The 13,952-nt window shown below is 69.7% G+C and carries 17 protein-coding genes; 8 read left to right on the top strand and 9 right to left on the bottom strand.

Annotation, left to right across the window (positions count from 1 at the left end; all coding sequences use genetic code 11):
- Positions 1–47 precede the first annotated feature (47 nt).
- Positions 48–911: an alpha/beta fold hydrolase gene (locus ACFSKW_RS53070; RefSeq protein WP_379583240.1), complete on the top strand. Its 864-nt coding sequence runs from the start codon at positions 48–50 to the stop codon at positions 909–911.
- Between the two features lie 9 nt (positions 912–920).
- Positions 921–1,763, top strand: coding sequence for an EamA family transporter (locus ACFSKW_RS53065; protein WP_379583238.1), 843 nt, complete (start codon positions 921–923; stop codon positions 1,761–1,763).
- 389 nt (positions 1,764–2,152) lie between these two features.
- On the opposite strand, the gene ACFSKW_RS53060 is transcribed toward ACFSKW_RS53065, so the two are convergent.
- Positions 2,153–2,710: a DNA-3-methyladenine glycosylase I gene (locus ACFSKW_RS53060; protein WP_379583236.1), complete on the bottom strand. Its 558-nt coding sequence runs from the start codon at positions 2,708–2,710 to the stop codon at positions 2,153–2,155.
- Positions 2,707–3,948, bottom strand: a complete 1,242-nt coding sequence (locus tag ACFSKW_RS53055; protein ID WP_379583234.1) for a hypothetical protein — start codon at positions 3,946–3,948, stop codon at positions 2,707–2,709. Before ACFSKW_RS53055 ends, ACFSKW_RS53060 begins: the two co-directional genes overlap by 4 nt.
- A 28-nt stretch (positions 3,949–3,976) precedes the next feature.
- Here ACFSKW_RS53055 and ACFSKW_RS53050 point away from each other — a divergent pair, with 28 nt between their 5' ends.
- From ACFSKW_RS53050 to ACFSKW_RS53040, 3 genes are all read left to right on the top strand, one after another.
- The gene (locus ACFSKW_RS53050) at positions 3,977–4,258 is read left to right on the top strand and encodes a hypothetical protein (protein WP_379583232.1); all 282 of its coding nucleotides are present in this window, start codon (positions 3,977–3,979) and stop codon (positions 4,256–4,258) included.
- 830 nt (positions 4,259–5,088) lie between these two features.
- The gene (locus tag ACFSKW_RS53045) at positions 5,089–5,505 is read left to right on the top strand and encodes an SRPBCC family protein (RefSeq protein WP_379583230.1); all 417 of its coding nucleotides are present in this window, start codon (positions 5,089–5,091) and stop codon (positions 5,503–5,505) included.
- Positions 5,505–5,933, top strand: coding sequence for a MarR family winged helix-turn-helix transcriptional regulator (locus ACFSKW_RS53040; protein ID WP_379583228.1), 429 nt, complete (start codon positions 5,505–5,507; stop codon positions 5,931–5,933). The genes ACFSKW_RS53045 and ACFSKW_RS53040 overlap by 1 nt, the downstream gene beginning before the upstream one ends.
- Before the next feature lie 157 nt (positions 5,934–6,090).
- Here the strand turns inward: ACFSKW_RS53040 and ACFSKW_RS53035 are convergent, their stop codons facing one another.
- The 4 genes from ACFSKW_RS53035 to ACFSKW_RS53020 all read right to left on the bottom strand — a co-directional run bounded on the left by ACFSKW_RS53035 (position 6,091) and on the right by ACFSKW_RS53020 (position 9,677).
- Positions 6,091–6,678, bottom strand: a complete 588-nt coding sequence (locus ACFSKW_RS53035; RefSeq protein WP_379583226.1) for an LOG family protein — start codon at positions 6,676–6,678, stop codon at positions 6,091–6,093.
- Positions 6,679–6,689: 11 nt separating this feature from the next.
- Positions 6,690–7,484 carry an LOG family protein gene (locus tag ACFSKW_RS53030; RefSeq protein ID WP_379583224.1) on the bottom strand — a complete coding sequence of 265 codons (795 nt, stop codon included), beginning with the start codon at positions 7,482–7,484 and terminating at the stop codon, positions 6,690–6,692.
- Between the two features lie 159 nt (positions 7,485–7,643).
- Complete coding sequence (dapE, locus tag ACFSKW_RS53025; protein WP_379583222.1) at positions 7,644–8,705, bottom strand: succinyl-diaminopimelate desuccinylase; 1,062 nt, start codon at positions 8,703–8,705, stop codon at positions 7,644–7,646.
- A gap of 138 nt (positions 8,706–8,843) precedes the next feature.
- A complete protein-coding gene (locus tag ACFSKW_RS53020) occupies positions 8,844–9,677 on the bottom strand; it encodes a 2,3,4,5-tetrahydropyridine-2,6-dicarboxylate N-succinyltransferase (RefSeq protein WP_379583220.1) in 834 nt (277 codons plus the stop codon).
- Between the two features lie 37 nt (positions 9,678–9,714).
- Between ACFSKW_RS53020 and ACFSKW_RS53015 the strand changes: the two genes are divergently transcribed.
- On the top strand, positions 9,715–10,515 hold the full coding sequence (locus ACFSKW_RS53015; RefSeq protein ID WP_379583218.1) for a hypothetical protein: 801 nt from the start codon (positions 9,715–9,717) through the stop codon (positions 10,513–10,515).
- Between the two features lies 1 nt (position 10,516).
- On the opposite strand, the gene ACFSKW_RS53010 is transcribed toward ACFSKW_RS53015, so the two are convergent.
- Genes ACFSKW_RS53010 through fdxA form a run of 3 tightly spaced genes read right to left on the bottom strand, consistent with a single transcriptional unit; the run spans position 10,517 to position 12,558 of the window.
- Positions 10,517–11,113 (bottom strand): DUF4178 domain-containing protein, encoded by a 597-nt coding sequence (locus ACFSKW_RS53010; RefSeq protein ID WP_379583216.1) that lies wholly within the window; start codon positions 11,111–11,113, stop codon positions 10,517–10,519.
- A 44-nt stretch (positions 11,114–11,157) separates the two neighbouring features.
- The gene (dapC, locus tag ACFSKW_RS53005) at positions 11,158–12,228 is read right to left on the bottom strand and encodes a succinyldiaminopimelate transaminase (protein ID WP_379583214.1); all 1,071 of its coding nucleotides are present in this window, start codon (positions 12,226–12,228) and stop codon (positions 11,158–11,160) included.
- 3 nt (positions 12,229–12,231) lie between these two features.
- Positions 12,232–12,558, bottom strand: coding sequence for a ferredoxin (fdxA, locus tag ACFSKW_RS53000; protein ID WP_354905819.1), 327 nt, complete (start codon positions 12,556–12,558; stop codon positions 12,232–12,234).
- A gap of 57 nt (positions 12,559–12,615) precedes the next feature.
- Here fdxA and ACFSKW_RS55060 point away from each other — a divergent pair, with 57 nt between their 5' ends.
- Complete coding sequence (locus ACFSKW_RS55060) at positions 12,616–12,864, top strand: putative acetyltransferase (RefSeq protein WP_431895840.1); 249 nt, start codon at positions 12,616–12,618, stop codon at positions 12,862–12,864.
- A 17-nt stretch (positions 12,865–12,881) separates the two neighbouring features.
- Positions 12,882–13,928 carry an ABC transporter substrate-binding protein gene (locus tag ACFSKW_RS52995; RefSeq protein ID WP_379583211.1) on the top strand — a complete coding sequence of 349 codons (1,047 nt, stop codon included), beginning with the start codon at positions 12,882–12,884 and terminating at the stop codon, positions 13,926–13,928.
- Positions 13,929–13,952 lie beyond the last annotated feature (24 nt).

Raw genomic sequence — 13,952 nt, 5'->3', positions numbered from 1 at the left:
GCTACTTTCTCCGTTACATGTAACGGAGATTCTCTGGAGGGCGCAACATGATGGAGCGGATCATCAAGGTCAACGGGATCGAGCTGGCCACCGAGGCCTTCGGCGTCCCCGAGGACTCCGCGATCCTGCTGATCCACGGCGGTGGCCACTCCCTGCTGAACTGGGACGAAGAGCTCGTCCAGAGACTGGTGGCCGCGGGCCGGTACGTCATCCGGTACGACAGCAGGGACGCGGGCCGGTCGACCGGCTCGCCCGCAGGGGCTCCCGCACACGACCTGCGCGACCTGGTCGCCGACGCCGCGTCCCTGATCGAGGTGCTCGGCTTGGATCGCGCCCACGTGGTCGGCATGTCGCAGGGCGCGGCGGTCGCCCAGCTCCTGGCGCTCGACCACGCCGACGTGGTCGCCTCGCTCACGCTGGCGTCCTCGACGCCCGGCGGCCCCGGACACCAGCAGGACGACCTGCCGGAGATGTCAGCCGAGCTGCAGGCGCTGTTCGCGGCCGAACCGCCCGAGCCCGACTGGTCGGACCGGGATGCGGTCATCGCCTACCTGGTCGAGGCCGAACGGCCCTTCGCGGCCCGCACGCGTCCCTTCGACGAGGACGCCGTCAGGCAGTTGGCAGGACGCGTCGTCGACCGCACCGTCGACATCGCCGCGCAGCTGACCAACCCGTTCCTGCTGGACGCCGGTGAGCCGTGGCGGCATCGGCTCGGCCAGATCAAGGCACCGACGCTCGTACTGCACGGCACCGAAGACCCGTTCGTGCCCTTCGGCCACGGCCGCGCCCTGGCGGCGGAGATCCCCGGCGCCCGCCTCATCGCCATGGAACAGACCGGCCACGAGGTATTCCCGCGGGACCAGTGGGACATCGTCATCCCCGCGATCCTCGACCTCACCGCCCGCCGCTGAGGAGCCCGCATGCTCGCCATCACGCTCGCCCTCGGCGCAAGTCTCGGCTGGGGAGCCGCCGATTTCGTCGGCGGGCTCAAGAGCCGTTCTGTGCCGGTGTTGTCGGTGTTGCTGATCTCGCAATCCGCCGCCCTTGTCCTGCTCGTGGTCATGGCGGTCGTGCGAGGGGCGAGCCCGCCGGACGCCTCGGCCCTCGGCCTCGCCGCGGTCGCGGGACTGGGCGAACTCGTGGGCATCGCCGCCCTCTACCGCGGGCTGGCGGTCGGCAAGATGAGCATCGTCGCGCCCGTCGCGGCGACCGCACCGGTCGTCCCGCTGCTGGCCGGGCGGGCATCCAGCCAGATTCCTGGTCCGCTCCAGTTCACCGGCCTGGCACTGGCGATGATCGGTCTGGTCTTCACCTCGTACCAGTCGGGTGGCGACAAGGACCCCGGCTCCCGGACGGCGCCGAGCGTCATCTACGGCCTGCTGGCGGCGCTCGGCTTCGGCACCTTCTTCCTCACCATGCACAACGCCGGTGAAGGCGACGTCGGATGGGCTCTACTGACCGCCCGTCTCACCGCAGTGACCGCCCTCGCGTCCGTCATCATCCTCAAACGCCACCGCGTGAGCGCCCCCAGGGCCTCCCTACCCGCGATCGCCGGGATCGGCGCCCTCATCATCGCGGCCGACTCCCTGTACACCACCGCCTCGACACTCGGCATGGTGAGCGTCGCCGCCGTCCTCGGCTCGCTGCACACCATCGTCACCATCGCGCTGGCCCGGATCGTGCTGAACGAGCGGCTCGAACGCGCCCAGCAGATCGGCATCGCCGTTTCCCTCATCGGAGTCCTGGCCATCTCCGCGGGCTGACCGGCACACGCTCGTCTCATCCCCTGCCGCAGACCTTCCCGACCGCCCCAACCGGTTGACCTGGCCGGGCTGCCGTTCCTGGTCCGGGGCCACCATCCGGCCCCCGCCCCGACGTCCTTTCGGTTCGGATCCGGCCTCACCGTCAGCCTTCTTCGATGAGAACGCAGCGAGAATCTGAATCAGGTAGCCGGGCAGCAGCCCGAGGCCGGCCGCCGAACGGTCGGACCACCTCCAGCAAGCCCCGAACCCGCGTGCCTGAGTCAGGTAGCCGGGCAGCAGCCCGAGGCCGGCCGCCGAACGGCCGGACCACCTCCAGCAGCCCCGAACCCGCGTGATCGCGCGTGAGCGCCCGCTCATCTCGACACAGGCGTGGCCGGATCGAACGCCGATCAGCGCGTGGGGGTGCGTACGACGCAGTCGGCGATGTGGTCGTTCACCAGCCCGATGGCCTGCATGAGCGCATAGGCGGTGGTCGGCCCCACGAAGCGGAAGCCGTACCCCTTCAACTCCTTGGCCAGCGCCTTCGACCCGGGCGTGATCGCCGGAACGTCAGCCATCGACTTGGGTACGGGAGAGGCAGGGTCGGCATGCCGCCAGACGACCGCGGACAATCCTTCGGGCACCTCGAGAGCGGCCCTGGCATTGGCGATGGTGGCTTCGATCTTTGCCCGGTTACGGATGATGCCCTCATCGGCGAGGAGCCGGTCGACGTCCTCCTCGGTGTAGGCCGCGACCTTCGCGATGGAGAAGCCGTCGAACGCCTTACGGAAGTTCTCCCGCTTGCGCAGAATCGTCAGCCACGACAGGCCCGACTGGAACGCCTCCAAGCTCACCCGCTCGAACACCCTGTCGTCCCCTTCGACGGGGCGACCCCACTCGTCGTCGTGGTAGGCGATGTAGAGCGGGGTGGTCATGCCGGTCCACTCGCAACGAATGACCTCGCTCACGAACGCCTTTCCCTGTCCTGGCCGATCGAGGCAGGCAGCCCGCTGGCACCGTTGCGACCGCCGGGCGCCCGATCACGTCTGGAATCGCCAGTTTCACCCGAGTGTCGACCGAAATCCGAAGGAGAACCGATGTCACCCCACGAGCGGCCGACCTTCTCGGGTTCGGCGCTTCCACCCTGTTCCTGGTCGGCCTCTTCCGGAGCGGCGTCGCCATGCCCGATCTCGCTCTCGGCGAGAGGGGCGGTTCCACGCCCGGTCGGGCCCGTCCCACCGGGAGCGGCGGCACCGTTCGGAGACTGGTCGATCAGTTCGGGGCCGGCGCTGCCGTCCTGGTGCTCGTCGACCTCCCTGGGGGTGGTCTTCTCGGCCTGGAGTCGTTCGGCGTCGGCAGTGTCGTCGGCGGGGTGGTGACCCACGCGGGCTGCCCCCGGAGTTGCGCCGTTCGGATCGGCCGTCGCGCCGTTCGGGTCGGACGCCGTCACACGCGGGGCGGACGTGCTGTCCGCGCCGGACGCTGTCACACGCGGGTCGGACGCCTTGGCGGCGGGGGCAGGTACCGCCACGTGCGGGTCGGGTGCCGGGCCGTCCGGGTCGGACGCCGTGGCGGCGTGCGGGTCGGATGCGGCCACGTGCGGTCCGGCCGCCAAGGCCTGCGGGTCGAAGGCTCTGGCGTCAGGGTCAGCGGACGACTCGCCGTGTGGGTGATCCAGGACGAGCTCATCGTCAGGTACAGCCGGGGCGCTGTTCTCGCGCTCGTCGAGCGGGGACGCGTTCACGACTTCCCCGTGATCACCGAATCGGGCGACCAGGGCACCTTCCGCGTGCGCGGCGGACGAGGCTGCGCCTTCGTCCTCGGGAAGCGCGACGGACGGGGCGTCGGGGCGGTGTTCGATGCGGGGCGCGGTGCCGGGACCGGCGTACGCCTCCTGGCGCGCGTGCAACCGGCTGGCCAGCAGCTCCGCCACGCGCTGCTCCAGAACAGCGATGCGGGTGTCGCGGGCGCTGATCGCGTTGGCGGCCCGGCGCAAGGTCTCGTCGACGCTCTGCGTGTGATAGCCGACCAGGTTCACCGGCAGTTGGAGCGCCATGAAATCGACCGCCGTGAGCTGCCCGGCCTGGGGAAGGCCGAGCGGCGGAACGTCAGGCGGGAACTCGGTCAGCTCACCGCCCCTGCCAAGGGAGACCACGACGACGCAGGCGAGTATCGCCAGCGCGGCGATGGCGAGTACGACCAGCACATTGGAATCGTACTCGTACGATCGAGACATGAGGCCTGTAGTGCTGACGCCAGGCGCGCCTGAACGACCCGGTTGGACGCTTGTGCGCACCCCCGACGAGGTGCGGGAGCTCGTGCGGAGCGGGGGTATCGCGCTGGTCAGGCTGCCTGGGCAGCTCGACGCGGCGCTCGCCGCGGCGGCCGTCTTTCGGTGGGCAGGCGCGGGCGTGTTCGTGACCGAGCATGCCGATCAGGTACGGCTGGCGCTGGACATGACCGACTCCCTCGCAGGGACTCGCGCCCCCGCCGTCACCCGCCGCGGCCTGGCCTGATCCCCTCCGATGGCACGCCTGCCCTCGGCGGACGGCCTCCAGCCCGCGAGTGTCGGCGCAACCTGAAGACAGGCCCGACCGGCGAGCGCGAATGCCTGTCCGGTCGCCTGTGATCCCGGGCGTGTCGGCATACGTCCAACACCCCGGCGCGCGGGCAGGCCGACCGTCGTTCGACCGCGGGCTTCGCCGTCGGTTGAGGCCTGCTCGAACCCTTTCGTCCGACCGTACCGACGAGCGAGCGGGCTCGATTCCGGTGGGCCAGGCGTGCACTCCTCCGTTCGAGACCACGTCTGAACGGCCGACCACGCCGTGCGAGCGAACGACAGGCACGGGGCGAGCGTGCCGGAGGCCATCGACACGGGAGCGAGGGCACGCCGAGAGGCGATGGCGCAGGCCCAGCGCACGAGGAACCGCAGCCGCGGGAACCGGTCGCGCGAGGAACCCGGACCCACGACTGCCCGCGATACCGCTCCAGAGGCGCGGGATGCCGGGTCCGGGAGCAGGAGATCCCGGACCAGGGCAGGAGATCCAGGACCGGGGCAGGAGATCCGGGACCAGGGCAGGAGATCCGGGACCAGGGACGGGAGAACCGGGACCGGGGGGCGGGAGATGTGAGCCCGGGGGGCACGAGGGCCGGACGCACGGAGGTCCGAAGCCGCCAAGGTCCGAAGATCTGGCGGCGCGGAGGTCGAACGCGCCTGAGTGGTCGGCTGCGGAAGTCCTTCGGGGGGTTGGTGCGTGGGCGGCGGTTCGAGGATTCGCGTGGACAGATAGTCTTCGCATAGATAATCTTCGCGTTGACTATCTGTCGAGAGCGGGGAGGACCCCTGATGTGGACGTACGAGCACAGCGTCGAGACCGATGCCACGCCCGAGGCGATCTGGCGCCTGTGGGCCGATGTCGAGAGGTGGAGAGCCTGGAACGCCGACATCGAGAGCATCCAGATCAGCGGTCCGTTCGCGGCGGGCGCTGAGATCGTGATGACTCCGGCCGGGCAGGACCCGGTGCACCTGCGCGTCGCCGAGGCGACTGTCGACGAGCTGTTCGTGGACGAGGCTCGTATCGACGGCCTGCTCCTGCGCACTGTCCACCGGCTTGACCGGGGCGAGCGACTCCGCACTCGGGTGGTGTACCGGATGGAGATCACGGGTGCCGCGGCCGATGAACTCGGGCCACAGATCGGCCCGGCGGTCACCGCCGACTGGCCTGCCACCATGGCCGCCCTCGTCGAGCGGGCGCGCGGCTGATGGCTCTCAGCCCTGGCGAGAGCCCAGGCTTCCTGCTCTGGCATGCCACGCTGCGTTGGCAGCGCGACATCACCGCCGCCCTGACCCCTCTCGATCTCACGCACGTCCAGTTCGTACTGCTGGCCTGCACCTGGTGGCTCAACACCCACGGGGAGCACCCCAACCAGCTGGCTCTCGCCCGCCAGGCCGGCACCGACGTCAAGATGACCTCGCAGGTCCTGCGCGCGCTGGAGACCAAAGGACTGGTCGAGCGCGAGGTCGATCCCGCCGACACCCGCGCCAAACGGCTGCGGGTCACCGCTGCCGGCGCCGAGCTGGCACCCCGCGCGATCGCCGCCGTCGAACAGGTCGACGCGCGCTTCTTCGAGCCGGTGGCCCTCGATGACGCGGTCACCCTGCTGGCCCGCCTGGCCCATCCCGAATCCTGAGGCGCCCCATGGTGTTTCGCGGACGCCGTCACTCCGGCACCTGATGGCTGACGGCGCCCGCGCGGTTCCTACAGGAACGCCCGGCCGGGCGTGCGAGGGGCCGGAGCCATGCGGGTGACGGAGGCGAAGGAGAACGGCTGAGCCTCGGGGTCCCCGGTCAGGCGCCTGTCGACTCGCCGAGTTCCTCCACGCTCGGCGACAGTGGCCGGCCCGGGGACTCCAGGAGGGTGAACGCCTCCTCCACCGACTTCGTCCACGAGATGGCGTCGAAGACGTTCGCCCGCGTGAACCCCTCGTCGTACATGTGCTCCACGAGCGACCGCAGCGGCTCGTACAGCCCCCACGGGTCGAGGATCACCAGCGGCTTGGCGTGGACGCCGAGGACGCGGGCCGTCCAGATCTCGAACAGCTCCTCCAGCGTCCCGATGCCCCCGGGGAGCACCAGGAACGCGTCGGAGCGGGCGTCCATGACGCCCTTGCGTTCGCGCATGTCCGCGGTGATGATCAGCTCGTCCGACCCGTCGTCGGCGACCTCGATGTCGACCAGCACCTGCGGGATGACGCCGACGGTGCGCCCCCCGGCGGCGCGGGCGGCGCTGGTCACCGCGCCCATGCAGGAGACCGTGGCGCCGCCGCTCACCAGGGTGTGGCCCCGGAGGGCGAGTTCGGTGCCTACCTCCGTGGCGAGCTCCACGTACTTGGGGTCGATCTTCTGACTGGAGGCACAGAAAACGCAGATGTTCACGAAAGGGGAGTCTATTGAGGCTCCGCCGTCTGGCTCGCGACCGCCTCCAGCTCCTCCTCCCTCCGCTTGGACCGGTTGTGCTCGGACTCGACGATGATGTTCACCGCCTCGTCGACGTCGTCGGTGATCTGGATCAGGTCGAGGTCGTGAGCCGAGATCTTCCCTGTGGCCAGCAGCGACCCCTTGATCCATTCGATGAGCCCGCCCCAGAACCGTGAGCCCATGAGCACCACGGGGAACGAGGTGACCTTGTGGGTCTGCACGAGCGTGAGCGCCTCGAACAGCTCGTCCAGCGTGCCGAACCCGCCGGGCAGGGCGATGAATCCGCACGAGTACTTCACGAACATCGTCTTGCGCACGAAGAAGTAGCGGAACTCGATGCCGAGATCGACGTAGTCGTTCATGCGCTGTTCGAAGGGGAGCTCGATGCCGAGTCCGACGGAGATGCCTCCGGCGTCGGACGCGCCCTTGTTGGCCGCTTCCATGGCGCCGGGCCCGCCGCCGGTGATGACCGCGTATCCGGCCTTGGCGAGCTTGAGTCCCAACTCGACGCCCGTCTTGTACTCGGGGGAGTCGTCGGGGGTGCGCGCCGAACCGAACACGGTGACCGCGGTGGGGAGCTCGGCCAGCTGGCCGAAGCCTTCGACGAACTCGGCCTGGATGCGCAGCACCCGCCATGGATCCATGTGGACCCAGTCCGCCGGGCCCTGGCGGTCGAGAAGGCGCTGGTCGTGGGTGGAATCGGTAACCAGCTGGCCGCGGACGAGCGCGGGCCCCTGACGGCGTTCGGGACGTGTCCGTTTCATACGGATCACGCTAGCGCGCCCGACTAAAAAATCTTGAAAAAAGGAGGGAACCAGATTTCGAAGGTCCTGCGTCTAACTGCCGAGGGTGCTGCTCGGGACTGAAAGTGGCTTTCCCCGCCAAATGGCCGGCGAGGAAAGCCACTTTCACGTTGTGGGGTCCTACGTGCCGGGTGAGAGCCAGTTCAGCATCGCGATCTCGCTGTCCCTGATCTGGCTGAGAGAGGCGTATTCGCCCTGCTGGTGGGCGAGGTTCGGGTCGCCGGGGCCGTAGTTGACGGCGGGGACGCCGAGGGCGGAGAAGCGCGCGACATCGGTCCAGCCCAGCTTGGCCCGTGGCGTACCGCCGACGGCGGCGACGAACGCGGCGGCCACCGGATGCGTCAGCCCAGGGCGTGCGGCGGGGGCGCCGTCGGTGAAGGCCACCTCGAACCCGTCGAACAGCTCGCGCACGTGCGACTCCGCCTCCGCCAGTGACAGGTCGGGAGCGAAGCGGTAGTTGACGGTGACCACGGCCTGGTCGGGGATCACGTTGCCGGCCACGCCGCCGTGGATCGTCACCGCGTTGAGCCCCTCGTGGTATTCGAGGCCGTCGACGACGGGTCGTCGGGCCTCGTAGGCGTTGAGCGTGGCCAGGATCGGCTCCACGGCGTGGATGGCGTTGACGCCGAGCCACGACCTGGCGCTGTGGGCGCGCTTGCCCCGGGTGGTGATCTCCGCGCGGAGCGTGCCCTGGCAGCCGCCCTCGATCACGCCGTCGGTCGGCTCCATGAGGACGGCGAAGTCGGCGGCCAGCCAGTCGGCGTGGTCGCGGCTCACCCTGGTCAGGCCGTTGCGCTCGGCCTCGACCTCCTCGCAGTCGTAGAAGACGTAGGTGACGTCGCGGTTCGGCTCGGGAAGGAGGGCGGCGAGCTTGAGGGCGACGGCGACGCCCGCCTTCATGTCGGAGGTGCCGCAGCCGTAGAGGAGATCGCCTTCGACCCGGCTGGGAAGGTTGCCCGCGAGGGGGACCGTGTCGAGGTGGCCGGCGATGAGCACGCGCTCGGGACGGCCGATGTTCGTGCGGGCGACGACGGTCTCGCCGGACCTGTCGACGGTCAGGTGCGGAAGCCTTCTGAGCGTCTCTTCGACCGCGTCGGCGAGCACCTTCTCGTTGCCGCTGACCGATTCGATGTCCACGATGGCGGCGGTCAGCGCGCCTACGTCCTGCGTCAAGTCCAGCATGACAACCCACCCTAATGCCGGGGTCCCACGGGGCCGCGCGGGCGCCGTCGACCTGGTGTCCCACCCTCCGGTACGGCACACCGCACGCGGAGCAGGCCCCGCCGATCCGCTGCAGCGCGCCGCATCTGAGGCAGGCGGTCAGGCGTGGACGCCGTGCTCCCTCAGCACCTCGTTCAGCGCCGCCTTGTCATGCCGCTGCCCCGCCTCCAGCCGCTTCAGCACCAGCACGCACGGCAACCCGAACGTCCCCCCTGCGAACTCCTTCGGCCTCGTCCCGCCCACCGCCACGCACCAGTCGGGGATCCGCCCGCGCCCGAGCTCCTCCCCCGTCTGCACGTCGATCACCGGCATCGAGGCGGACAGGATCGTCCCCGCCCCGACGACCGCCCCGCGTCCCACGCGCGCCCCCTCGACCAGCATCGCCCTGCTGCCGATCAGCGCGTCGTCCTCCACGACGACGGGCAGCGCGTTCGGCGGCTCGAGGACGCCGCCGATGCCCACCCCGCCGGACAGGTGGACGTTCTCCCCGATCTGCGCGCATGACCCGACGGTGACCCAGGTGTCGACCATGGTGCCGCCGCCGACGAACGCGCCGATGTTCGTGAAGGAGGGCATGAGCACCACGCCGGGCGCCAGGTAGGAACCCCAGCGGGCGATCGCGCCCGGCACGACCCTGACCCCGTCGAACGTGGTCTTCAACGGCAGCCGGTCGTGGTGCTGGAAGTCGCCCACCTGCGACCTCGCCATGCCGAGCACCTTGAAGCTGAGCAGGATGGCGCGCTTGGCCCGCTCGTCGACCACCACCTCGCCGTCGGCGGTGACGGTGGCCACGCGCGCCCTGCCGGTGTCGAGCTGGTCGATCGCGCCGACGACGACGCCCCTGGCGGCGGTGTCGGAAGGAGAAAGCTCCGCGCGGTTGGCCCACAGTTCGTCGATGGCCGCCGGCAACGGGCTCGAATGCCTGTTGGTCATGGCCACGGAGCCTATCTGTCCGGGTAGGTTTTTCAGGGTGCGGCGTAGCTTCTCCCGAGCGGTCCTGACCATCGGGATCATCGTTGTCGCGCTCGCGGTGGCGATCGCCGTGGGCGTCTATGTCCTGCTCAGAAAGGCCGACCCGCTCGCCGAGCCCGTCGAGAGCTGCGTGGTGAAGACGCCGAAGGGCGAGCTGGAGCTCGACATCGAACAGGCGCGCATCGCGGCCACGATCGCGGCGGTGGCCGAGCGGAGGCGGCTGCCCGAGCAGGCGGTCGTGATCGCGTACGCCACGGCGATCCAGGAGTCGAAGCTCTACAACCTCTCGTACGGCGACCGCGACTCGGTGGGGGTGTTCCAGCAGCGGCCCTCGCAGGGCTGGGGCAAGAAGAAGCAGATCATGGACCCGGTCTATGCGACCAACCGCTTCTTCGCCGCGCTGGTGAAGGTGAAGGGATACCGGAAGCTGCCGGTCGCCGAGGCGGCGCAGGCCGTACAGCGATCGGCCGGGGGTTACGCCTACGCGCCGCACGAGGGCAACGCGCGGATCCTGTCGGCGGCGTTCACGGGCAGGGTGCCGCGGGCCGTTCACTGCACCTATCCCGTGAAGGCGACACCGTCGCCGTCGCGGCCCGCGGACGCGCGGCGGGAGCTGACCAGGGCCCTCGGCGCCGTCAGCGTGCCGAGCACCAGGCGCGGATGGCTGATCGCCGCCTGGTCGGTCGCGCACGCCCAGCAGTACGGCCTGCGCAGCGTCGGCTACGACGGGATCGTCTGGTCGTCGGAGGGCTGGAAGAACGGCGGCAAGGCGGGCGACCGCGACGTCGAGCTGACGTGAGTCAGGCGGCGCGGCTCACGATGGTGATCGAGCCCGGCGGCAGCGGCTGGGCGTAGCTGGCGGTCCATCCCTCGCCCTGCACGCGTTCGAACGACAGCAGCCGCCCGTCGGCGGCCCGGTAGTCGGCGAAGTCGAGCAGCCCGCGCTCGGGGCGCCCCGTCTCGCCCTCCGACCTGAAAGCGGCGGTGCCCCTGTCGATGGGGTGGAACTCCACGCCTTCCATGATCAGCATGGTTCTGGCGGGGATCATGCCCTGGGTGGGCACGTTGGTCCAGAGCAGGACCTCCAGGTGGGGCGGATCGGTGGAGACGAGGCCGTGCCGCACCTGGACGGACAGCCACACCGGCCGTCGCGAGCCGTCATCGAGCAGGTACTCGGTCCACTGCTGCCCCTGGCATGCCACGTGGACGGCACCGCGCACCTTGGCGGCCGTGCCGTGGGTCTCGATCTTGTCCCCCACCTTGATCGTGCGGGGGTCGTCGTAGTCGGAGCCGATCGTGCCCTGCCCTCCCGAGGGAAGGGGCGACACCGAGCCCGCGGCCGGGCGACCCTTGCGCATGGTGGCGAGCAGGGCGCCCAGCAGGAGGACTATCGTCACGACGCTCAGTCCGATTACGACCATGGAGGTCATGCCGCCGGATCCTACTGGAGACGACGCACCGCCGCACTGATGCGTTCGTCGGTGGCCGTCATGGCGATCCGGATGTGGCTGCTACCTGCGGCTCCGTAGAAATCACCGGGAGCGACCAAAATCCCGGTTTCGGAAAGGCGGCGTACCTGATCCCAGCAGTCGCCGCCGTCCGAGGCCCACAGGTACAGGCCGGCGGTGGAGTGATCGATGCGCCAGCCCGCCTTCTCCAGCGCGGGACGCAGCAGCAGCCGCCTGGCGGCGTAGCGCTCACGCTGCTCGTCGGCGTGGGCGTCGTCGCCCAGCGCGACCACCATCGCCGTCTGGACCGGCTCCGGCATGATCATGCCCGCGTGTTTGCGGATCTCCAGCAGCCTGGCGACCAGGGTGGGGTCGCCCGCGACGAACCCGGCCCGGTATCCGGCCAGGTTGGAGCGCTTGGACAGCGAGTGCACGGCCAGCAGCCCCTCGTGGGAGCCGCCGCACACGTCGGGATGAAGGATCGAGATCGGCTCCGCTTCCCAGCCGAGCTCGATGTAGCACTCGTCGGAGGCGACGATCGCGCCGCGCTCGCGCGCCCAGTCCACCACCTTGCGCAGGTGCTCGGCGGGCAGCACCTTGCCCGTCGGGTTGGACGGCGAGTTGACCCAGACGAGGTCGACGTCGGCCGGGCCGAGCGCCAGCAGCCCGTCGGCGGCGATCGGCTCGGCGCCCGCGATCCTGGCCCCCACGTCGTAGGTGGGATAGGCCAGTTCGGGGATGACGACCCGCTTGGCGCCGAGCAGCGTCGGCAGCCAGGCCACGAACTCCTTCGACCCGATGAGCGGCAGCACGGCCCGCTCCTCGACGGTCACGCCGTGCCTGCGGCGCAACCAGCCCGCCGCCGCGGCGCGCAGCTCCTGCGTGCCGTACGTCAGCGGATAGCCGGGGCTGTCAGCGGCCCCGGCGAGCGCCTCCTGCACGACCCGCGGCACGGGATCGACCGGAGTGCCGACCGACAGGTCGACGATGCCGTCGGGGTGCGCCTGCGCGCGCTCCTTGTACGGCGCCAGCCGGTCCCAGGGAAAGTCCGGCAGATTGTGCACCGGTCAGTGCTCCTCGGCCTGCGGTGGCAGAGCGGCGACGACGGGGTGATCCTTGTCGATCTTGCCGACCTTCGAGGCGCCCCCGGGCGAGCCCAGGTCCTCGAAGAAGTCGACGTTGGCCTTGTAGAAGTCCTTCCACTGCTCGGGAAGGTCATCTTCGTAGAAGATCGCCTCTACGGGACAGACAGGCTCACACGCGCCGCAGTCCACGCACTCGTCAGGGTGGATGTAAAGCATGCGCTCGCCCTCGTAGATGCAATCGACGGGGCACTCCTCGATGCACGCCTTGTCCAGGACGTCCACGCAAGGCTGCGCGATGACGTACGTCACGTCGAGCTCCTTCTTAGACCGCGGTTTGCTACGCCCTAGTATTGCCGGGTCAGCCAAGTGTCGGGAACGGAGGGTGGCAAACTTGTGGCCGCTCGCCTCGTCATCGCCGTGACAAGCTCGGACATTGGGGCCAGGGTCACCACTCGAAGAAGGGTTCCGGGCGGGTTCAGCGACGCGGTAGGCGTTCTCGAATCGTGGGACGGCGGCATCCTCCGCGTCCGCAAGCGCGACGGCACTCTCGTGGAGATCCGGGAGGAGCATTTGGTGGCCGCCAAGGTCGTGCCTCCTCGACCTGGACGGATGTAACGGCGAGTATCTCTTGCGTGACTGTTCGTACCTGTGCCGCCATAGCCGCCGTTCTCATCAGCGCCGGATGTGGTGCTGCGACCACGGAAGAGAAGCCGCTCCCGCCGGTCAACGTGAAGGCCGCCTCCATGAAGGCCGGGTTCACGACGGTGGAGCGACTCGCTGAGGCCGCCAAGAAGGAGGGCGGGCTGAACGTCATCGCCCTGCCCCGTGACTGGGTCAACTACGGCGAGATCATCGACACCTTCGCCGAAAAATACGACATCAAGGTCAACCAACTCGAACCAACCGCCAGCAGCCAGCGCGCCATCGAGGCCGCGGGACTCCTCAAGCCGGACGTCTTCGATCTGAGCCTCGAGGTGGCGGTCGCCAACGCCGCGCGCTTCGCGCCGTACAAGGTGGCGGGCTGGCAGGACCTGCCCGACCACGTGAAGGACAGGGGCGGCGCCTGGTACGCCGGCTACGGCGGCTACATGTCGCTCGGCTACGACTCGCGCAAGGTCCAGGCCCCGGCCTCCTACGCCGACCTGCTCAAGCCCGGCTACACCGTGGCGCTCCCCGGCGACCCCCGGCAGAGCGCCGCCGCCTTCAACGGCGTCATGGCCGCCTCGATGGTGAACGGCGTGCCCCAGGTGAAGCGCGGTGTCGAGCTGTTCGCCAAGCTCAGGAAGGCAGGGCAGTTCATCCAGCAGAACACCGCCAACGTCTTCATCGACTGGGACTACCTCAACGCCGACCGCGCCGCCCAGCAGGGCGAGGGGTGGAAGGTCACGATCCCCAAGGACGCGCCGCTCGGCGCCTACTACGTGCAGGCGATCAACAAGGACGCCCCGCACCCCGCCGCCGCCAGGCTGTGGCAGGAGTTCCTGTTCTCCGACGAGGGCCAGAACCTGTTCCTCAAGGGGCACGCCCGTCCGGCGCGAGGCGAGGCGATGCTCATGAAGGGCACGCTCGACTCCCAGACCGCCGCCCAGCTGCCCGCGCCTCCTGGACCGCCCGTGCTGCTCACGATCCCGCAGACCGACGCGGCGAAGGCCTACGTCAACAAGGTGTGGGCCAGGTGAGACAAGTGTGCCCGGTGTGACTGA

It is taken from the genome of Nonomuraea mangrovi, assembly GCF_042681425.1.
GTDB lineage: Bacteria > Actinomycetota > Actinomycetes > Streptosporangiales > Streptosporangiaceae > Nonomuraea > Nonomuraea mangrovi.
The sequence above is the reverse complement of the archived record's forward strand: the minus strand, read 5'-3'. Positions and strand labels throughout refer to the sequence as shown.